The 8,248-nt window shown below is 43.8% G+C and carries 6 protein-coding genes; 5 read left to right on the forward strand and 1 reads right to left on the reverse strand.

Features of this window, described 5'->3' with window-relative positions; genetic code table 11:
- Window positions 1-85 precede the first annotated feature (85 nt).
- From AACZ40_RS26760 to AACZ40_RS26780, 5 genes are all read left to right on the forward strand, one after another.
- Window positions 86-3,643 (forward strand): RHS repeat-associated core domain-containing protein, encoded by a 3,558-nt coding sequence (locus AACZ40_RS26760; RefSeq protein ID WP_339676612.1) that lies wholly within the window; start codon window positions 86-88, stop codon window positions 3,641-3,643.
- Window positions 3,644-3,724: 81 nt separating this feature from the next.
- Window positions 3,725-4,570, forward strand: coding sequence for a hypothetical protein (locus AACZ40_RS26765; protein ID WP_291166068.1), 846 nt, complete (start codon window positions 3,725-3,727; stop codon window positions 4,568-4,570).
- Window positions 4,571-4,605: 35 nt separating this feature from the next.
- Window positions 4,606-5,142: a hypothetical protein gene (locus AACZ40_RS26770; RefSeq protein ID WP_291166066.1), complete on the forward strand. Its 537-nt coding sequence runs from the start codon at window positions 4,606-4,608 to the stop codon at window positions 5,140-5,142.
- A gap of 472 nt (window positions 5,143-5,614) precedes the next feature.
- Window positions 5,615-6,178, forward strand: a complete 564-nt coding sequence (locus AACZ40_RS26775) for a hypothetical protein (protein WP_291166063.1) — start codon at window positions 5,615-5,617, stop codon at window positions 6,176-6,178.
- Window positions 6,175-6,690, forward strand: a complete 516-nt coding sequence (locus AACZ40_RS26780) for a hypothetical protein (protein WP_291166061.1) — start codon at window positions 6,175-6,177, stop codon at window positions 6,688-6,690. The genes AACZ40_RS26775 and AACZ40_RS26780 overlap by 4 nt, the downstream gene beginning before the upstream one ends.
- Before the next feature lie 259 nt (window positions 6,691-6,949).
- Here AACZ40_RS26780 and AACZ40_RS26785 read toward each other — a convergent pair.
- The coding region (locus AACZ40_RS26785; protein WP_339676616.1) for an IS4 family transposase at window positions 6,950-8,248 on the reverse strand (1,299 nt) is incomplete at its 5' end.

Below are 8,248 nucleotides of genomic sequence, written 5' to 3' on the forward strand. Positions count from 1 at the left end.
CGGTCTCTCTTCAGAAATCAGTTACAATACTACCGGCCATGTCATAGAAACAAGACAGGAGAAATTTGATGAATCAGGAAGTAAAGTGGGGCTTATTTCTCATTCTGTATACGATGAATATGGAAGGGTCAGTATAAGTACAGATCTTCATCTTGAAGGATCTAGCGATCCTGTGTTAGGCACTCAAAATATCTATGATCAATTGGGACGTCTGGTCAAAACGATAAGGCTGGAAGGGGTGCAGATTGCCGTTGTTGGAAATGAAACGGAATTGATTGCCTCAGGCACCACGCTTTGGCAAGCTGAGAGCATCTATAATACTGATGGAAAACTTTCTAAAACAATCAGTGCCGACGGAACAACAACCGAAACCATCTACGACTCATTTGGACGTACAGTGGTTAAGCTTGGCCCATCGCTCTCATTATCTGAAGCTAATTTGTCAAATCACACATTAGCCACTACTCTCAATCCTCCAGTTTCAGTCCAGCTGAGAGCGGAAATAGCCTATGACGGTGAAGGAAACATAACAGAGCAGCAAAATAATATCTTACAATTCACTCTAGCAGACGGTTCTGTCGAAATAGATGACTCAAATGTCAATACAACGATATTTGAGTACGATGTGAGAAATAATTTGATCAAGACCACTTTTAACGACGGGTCTTTTATCTCTACAAGTTATGATAATAATGATCGGGTCATATCTGAAATAAATCAATCAGGACTGACTCGTACCTTTGAGTATGACGCACAAGGTGAACTGATCGTCGTCGAACTACCGGCTGTATTCAACCCCCAGACGGGTGCTTTTGAAAGTCCTAAATACAAGTATGTCTATGACGCCGAAGGACATCAAATAGCACTCATTGATCCTTTAGGTCATGAAACCCAATTTGAATATGATAATTATGGCAACCAAACGGAACGGGTCTTACCTCTTGGTTTCGGACCTGATGGAGCCTTCAATACAGCTGATGACTCATCACTTCCAGAAGGTTCTTTCAAAGAACGATATGAATACGATAATCTGGGGCGAACGAAACTTCATATTTCCTTTGAAGGAGTCATAACTCAATATATCTATGATGACTTGTCTGGCATGCTTGTCGAACAACGTTTTTTTGCCAATGAAACGGATTATGCGAATGGATCTGGAACCCCCAGTGAAATTTGGACTTCCAAATATGATGCGTTTGGTCGACAAATCGAAATTATTCAGGACTCCGATGGAGATCTGCAGACAGTGAATGACCAGCGAGTGACGACTAACGTCTTTGATAATCAAGGACGTCTTTCGCAAGTTTCTACCGATGAAGGGATTATTGTTTATGAATATGATATTCTTGGCCGAAAGACCTCCAGTTCCATCTATACAGCAGGCAGCGACCCTGAGATTGACACTCCTGAGAGAGTCACCACTTACACTTATGACTCTTTGAGCCGACTAAGTACTGTATCAGATGATCTTGACCCTTTATCCGGATCCGACCAACCGCTGACCACATCATATCAATATGATATTCTGGGGAACTTAAAACGAGTTGACTTACCTAATGACTTCATCGAAGAATACACTTATGATGATCTGAATCGCCTTGATAAATTAACACATTACGTTGCTGATTCTTCCCCCGACGATCTGACTGATAATCCCAAAGCGGCAGAATTTGATTATACGACTCGTCCCGACGGAAAACGCTCAGGTGTGACTGAAACTTTTTGGATGGACTCCGATGGCGATGGCAATACAGAAGAATACATAAATCAGATCAACTGGACCTATGATGATGCTGGGCGATTAATTGATGAAGTCTTCAATCATTATGATGATCTATTAGATCAATCTGGTCATTTCTCTTACGACCTGTCAGGGAATCGACTGGAACAACAAGTCGAAAAAAACATTGATGGAGACGGGATAGTTGATAAGGAAACAATATCCTATTCCTATGATGCAAACGATCGATTGACCTCGGAACTTGCCGAAATTGATTTGAACAATGACGGGAGTATCGATCAGACTAGTTCAACGACTTACAGTTATACCGGTACTCAACAAACTGGCAAAATCGTCAAGGAATCCGGTCTTACTAAAACGACTACTGCGTTCACCTATGATCTGCAGGGACGTATGGACACAGTAACGATTACTTCTCTTGACAGCTCAGGCCAAGCGACTCGGATTGAAAAAACTACTTATCAGTATGATGCTACAGGAATCCGAGTGTTCGCGCTACATGAAATCGATACTGATGGCGATACTAATGGCGATACTAATTTCGATGAAAGGACTCGGACAGAATATCTAAACGATCACTATAATTTTACCGGCTATGAGCAGGTAATTAAGGAGACTCAATATAACGCGGATAATGGTCAAAAAACAAAAGTCATCGAATATTCATTTGGGCACGATGAAATTGCTCAAACAGTAACTAAATACGATGAATTTGAGAATGTCTCAAGCGAAGAGACACACATTTTTGGCCATGATGGTCATGGCAGTGTTCGTGTGCTCTATGATCTCGCTGCCATGATTGAACAGCTATTTGCCTTTGATTCATATGGTAAATTACTATCAATCCATAATGGCATATCTCAGTTTACCAGCGCCAATGCCAGCGATGCCTTGACATCGCTTCTTTATAGTGGAGAACAGTTCGATTCTCGCATCGGCCAGCAGTATCTGCGAGCTCGTTACTATGATCCGTCTACAGGCCGGTTCAATCGTTTAGACCCCTTCTTTGGAGATACTGAAGATCCACAGAGTTTTCACAAGTATCTTTATACTCACGGAGATCCTATCAATCACATTGATCCTTCAGGGCTTGTGATCGGTGGCTTGATTGGATTGGTATCTTCTATTGGAAATACTCTTACTACTCAGGCACAAAATGCTGGTGCGGCATTCGCTGCTTTAGGTTCAGCTACCACTTTTGCAGAAGTCGCTTCTGCCGTTTCTACAATTGGAATTTTCTTAAACACGGTACATGACTCACTAAGTATTATTTTTACGATCTGGGATTTATTGCATTTTGATCCTGGTGATATTCTTGATATTAAAAAACAACTTGAATCGTTCACGAACACGAGTTTTACGCCTGGACTAGGAGCGCTTCAAGTTGACATGCCTAGTGTTTTAGATGTCAAGTTACCATTTAAATTCCGTGGGAAAATGGCAGCGATCTTTGGTAATAACCCCGTGGGAACAAAGGTAAGTGAAATGTTTGGTGAAATCGCTGCAGCCGGAATTGCTAAAGCACTAGGTATGGAGGTTAAAGATATTCCTGTTGGATATCACGGATTCGATTCAGTAATGTATGAACCCCTCTCTGACAGACTCATGATCTTGGAAGCAAAAGGCAATACTGCAAAATTGGCAAATACTCAGGGAGGACAAATGCGGGATAAGTGGATAACTAATCGCATTAAAAAAATGATTAAGAAAGATGATGGATCAGAAATTAGAGAATTAGAGGATCACTATAATAAAGTTCAATTAGGAACAAAGGGTATGTGGGCCATGGTTGTAAAAACTACGGCTGACATGAAAAATATAACCAGTTTAAAGATGAGCATGCATTTGCAGATTCGAACTTATAAAGGAATTAACTCTTCTTGGGGAAAACCGTTAGAATGATTGATAAAGCAATCGTTATGTAAAATGTTCGCTTAGCGTCATTTTATGCAAAGCCAGCTAATATTGCAGAAAGAATTAAATATGAATAAGTCAAAGGAACTTCGCTGGAAACGCTTAGGAATTACTGAAGAACATCATTCTAAAAATGTTGCTAGTATTAATCTCAATCTTGAAAACGAAGGAATTTATGGAGATAAACAAGAAGACCAAAGACCTGGTATACAATACTCTGACTCAGGTCGCCAAAATGATCTGTTTGCTAATCTGCGAATTCTCCAGTTGCACCATCTGCAATATGAGCATTCCTACAAAACGTCAAATGAAACGCGCTTGTTTATAAGCAACTTGGTCGTTGATTATTTCCTTGGTGATTGGCGTGAAAATGCTCGCTGCTTTTCAGGTTGGGAAGGAATGACGCGGGAAGAGTGTCGTAAAGAACTGGAGTGGCAGGACCCACTTCGTGAAGGGCTCGTAGCAATCACGGTCTCCCAAGATCAGGAGAACCTAAAAAAAGTCTGTACCTACCTCGACGAAGATCTTTTTTTTGATGAGGGATCCTGGGACAGGACAAAAGACGATAACACCTGTTTTATTGTGCTAGCGAAATACATCAGTGACAAGTCACTTGATCATTGTCAGGAACTTGTAGAGCGGTTAGAGAAATCCCGTCGAAAACGCCCCAAACTTTTCATTGCTGTTTTGAAAGCAATTGCCGAGCATGACAAAGCCAGGATACGGGCGACCATGTCGGACTACATGAAGCAGTACGTGAAAGTAGAATTGGACAAGGATGTGAGCATCATCGTCAGCATTGACGGATCGATTCTCTGGAATCTGGCTGTGATGCAATCTGGTGAGTTGGAACCACTGGATCAGGATCTGATGGATCTAATAATCACACAGGAATCTCTGGGGCTCAAGCCGTAATAGTTCTTAATACATGCTTTTTGAACAGGTAATTCATGAGTTATTCTCTCCAACTTTATCTCACTAATATTGCTTCGATTGAAGCGATCATTGATAGCAAAGATCAAACCAAACTGTCTGAGATACTAGAGTCTGATTTTTCAGAAGACAATTCTGACGGGCATGAAGAATTCAACTTGGCTGTCTCAGAGGAGATCAAGTCTGCTCTCGAAAGTCTTGTCATGGGCACACAGGATCGTGAGTTAGACCGGACTGACTATGGCTATGCCTTACAGCTAATCGTTGCATCAAATGGGGAGCGTCTTGAAACGGCGTTATTTAACGAAACTCGATATAGTTATCTTGAACAGGTTCAATATGTCCTGCCACTGGTAGAACGCCCCTTGCCATTTAAGATACCCACCTGGGAAGGATTCCCTTCGGTAGGATATATGACAAATCAGGAGTGCAAAGAGTTTGAGGGAGATCTCGACCACCCAGAACCCATTGTGAGAGCAGGTCGTGATGAGTTATTTGACTGGATAGAAGCAGCTGCAAGTGAACATGCTGATTTAATAGGTTTTTGGTATTGAGAATTTTGTTTTGGGGCTGATGACATGCACGAAAGCAAGTCACCGATATGAGCATTTCTGAGAAAATGATTTATGATCCAGAATTTGAATCTTGGATTGGTGAAGTTTCATTAACTGGGTTTGAAACCTGTGGTATTCTCTGAGATTGTGATGCGGATTATCTCTCTGAAGCATACGAAAAAAGTGAGCCAAATAATGGGCCAGTTTTGCTACAGCTTCAAATCGAATCAGCAGATGGAAAACCGCCTACGAAAGAACAAGAGGCTGCTTTTGAATATTTATGTGCGAATGAAAATCCAACTGCAAAAGCAGCATTAAGATATGCCCTTCAACAATGTAAATCAGCTTACTATTCGGAATCACTGCCTGAAACCAAGACATTACAAGGTGAAAAACGTGAGCTTCGCAAAGGGTTGGGGAACTCTGGGGAGCTCTCATTGGTGCATCGGCGATCAACCCACAGCTTCTGGCGATGACGGTAACTGCGGCTCTCGGATATAACGTGGGACAGGCAATTCAGGCCGTCTTTTTCACTGATCTTCGCTGGCAAACAAAGTTGTCCATCGTCTTGCTCGTACTCGTTCAAGCACGTCTCTCGAAGACGATCATCCAGCGTGGAATAAAGGCAAACACGGATCCCAATTTCACAACCAATCAGCAGGCTCGTCTCGGATATCACGCGGAAAGAGATGCCGGCATGAAACTTGCAGAAACGATGCGGAATAATGGCGACAGCCCGGAAGCAATCGGCCGAGCTGTGAGCGAACTGCGAAACCAGGCCAAGGTTGAGGCTCGATCTACTATGAAACCCGAACAGGTAGCCGAACTTGAAGCTCGGAACATGGTGGAATACGGTAACCCGGTGGGCCCAACGGCGGACCAAATGTATGTGAAGTATGGATCGTGGGAAGGAGTAATTGAGGCATCCTTCCGCACGAATGCCTACTACGACCTGATGTACCTGCCACCGGGCCAGCAAATCCTGTTTCCGGGCCTAGAAGAACCGGACGTGCTTAAGAACTGGGGGAATCAATGAAACCTGTAATTCAGGATTACTATCAATACGGCAACGTTTCTGAAGTGGGAGAACCCCTTAACTTCGAAAGGTCCAAGGCCTGCTCCCTTGGCACCAGATATTTATTGGGGTTTTATGTTTCTACGCCACAACTTACAGTAGTCTTGTATCGCCCAGAAGACGTTCTCTTGCTACAAGTCGAACAGCGTTCGGGTACCGTATCGGCGTTCGAGTTCGGCCGACTATGGATACATCGCTCTATACTGTCACCCGCAGAGCAGACCACAGACTGCTCTAAAATTTGCATAAACATTGAGGCAGGGGAGTGCGTCACAAGATTTCGCAGAAAATCATCCAGACGAGAGTTTTCGCTGAAAATGCGCGGCAAGCGAATTCTGTTGCTCCAGTATGAAATCAGAGAATCTGTTTTCGATCCAACAATGGACCTAATTGACGAGCATGGGGAAGACTTTTGGATGTGGTTGGACTACGTTATTCGAAACAAAGACGTTTCCAGCCAACTTTTCCTGTGAAGTCGGATAGAAAAAGGGGGCAGCGACGAATGGCACTGCCGCTGTTTTTTAATTTGTATTTACGCAACGGCTTCCGTGTGACGTCGTCACATATTTGATTTTCTGATTTATTGCCAGTTCGCTGGAAATTGAGTTTGGCAAAAGTTCGGGTTCAGTGACATCAGTGAATCGGGAGTCAACCAGACGACCACAGCATTTGTCTACGACCTCCAGGGGCGGATGGAAACGGTCACTATTACGTAACCGTCTCACGAAACTTTCAATTACCCACAACTCCCTTTCTTAGTTCGAATCCTATTTGGATATCAGTGAGTCGTGATAAGCCGCGCCAGAGCACCATGTTACCCGGGGGTGGGTCTTTCCCGCGCGCCAGATAACCTCCCAACTTGGCAACTTCTGTGATGTAATCACTAACCGTTGCTGGCAATGATGGCTTTGTGCCTTTTGCAAGGTGATTCAGTATTTGAATTTCGGATTTGGTAAAAGCAACCTCGACCGACAGATCAGGTTCAGTTCGATTGATCATTGTTAACCAGAACACCCTCCAGGCGATAATACAGAACACGGCTAACTGGTTGGTCAATCGCTCAGCTGTGCGAAGTTTGGATTCTTCAGCTTTACATCCTGACTTTAACGCTTTGTGAAACGTCTCAATCTTCCACCGCTGTGCATACCAATCCAGTTTCTCGATGACTGACAAAAGGTCGTCTACAGGCAGGTTGGTCAACAGTTTCCACTCGATCGGACTTCTGTCGGAGGGAGTTCCGCGTTCATAAGCGTGGATGACGGTGAGCTTCAGCGCCGGATAACGCTTTTGCTTGCCGACGGGAAGATGCACCATCATCTGACTAAATCGGAAGTGTAGTTTGGCTTTACATATTCGACGCTTATTATCAAGAACTTCAATTTCATGTGTACCTCGAACAGGTTCACGTCGCAGCTTCCTGGAAATGGTGGTGCAGCCAGCGCCAGCGAGTCGGTCGACGCAGGTACGGACAAGAAATTGAGTCCCCAAATCGTGAGCTGCACAGAATAATTCATAAATATCGCTCCCTCGATCGCCGATATGCACGCAGCGAAAAGGATCAGCTAATTTCTCTGTCGCTTGTTTCACATTTTCTATCCAGCAAAAGCTTTCCTTCTGTTCGATGGGGATACGTGTGGGATTGAATTTCTTTTTTAGTGCGTTAGTCCCCTTAAACTTTTTGCGCGTCCAAAATTTGACCGCCGCCATACCCAGTGGCAGTCCCTCTGGAGTTAACACCAGACTTGAGTGCATGAGCAAGCCGCAAACCGTGTATGATCTAGGAAAATGTTTGAGATTTGATAACAACTGCGTCTGGCCGATGGCTTCAGGCTGATCGCGTTGGAAGGTAAATTCCGTTGTGTCGTGTAAGATCAAAATCGGCCCGCTGGTAGCGGTAAACCGGGATTTTGTAGCCGCAAAGTGTCCTGCGAGAATGATACTTTCATCCACACGGGGATTCGAGAAAAAACGATATGCCGCCTTTGTAGCAGCCCAATCCTGGCACGCTGTGGGCACGGTGTCACCAATTTT

This window comes from uncultured Gimesia sp. (assembly GCF_963972345.1).
Taxonomy (GTDB): domain Bacteria; phylum Planctomycetota; class Planctomycetia; order Planctomycetales; family Planctomycetaceae; genus Gimesia.

What these genes read in the sequence shown, in the direction of transcription:
- AACZ40_RS26765 (WP_291166068.1), top strand. Translation starts at nt 3,725, where the DNA reads ATGAATAAGTCAAAGGAACTTCGCTGGAAACGCTTAGGAATTACTGAA.
- AACZ40_RS26770 (WP_291166066.1), top strand. Translation starts at nt 4,606, where the DNA reads ATGAGTTATTCTCTCCAACTTTATCTCACTAATATTGCTTCGATTGAA.
- AACZ40_RS26775 (WP_291166063.1), top strand. Translation starts at nt 5,615, where the DNA reads ATGACGGTAACTGCGGCTCTCGGATATAACGTGGGACAGGCAATTCAG.
- AACZ40_RS26780 (WP_291166061.1), top strand. Translation starts at nt 6,175, where the DNA reads ATGAAACCTGTAATTCAGGATTACTATCAATACGGCAACGTTTCTGAA.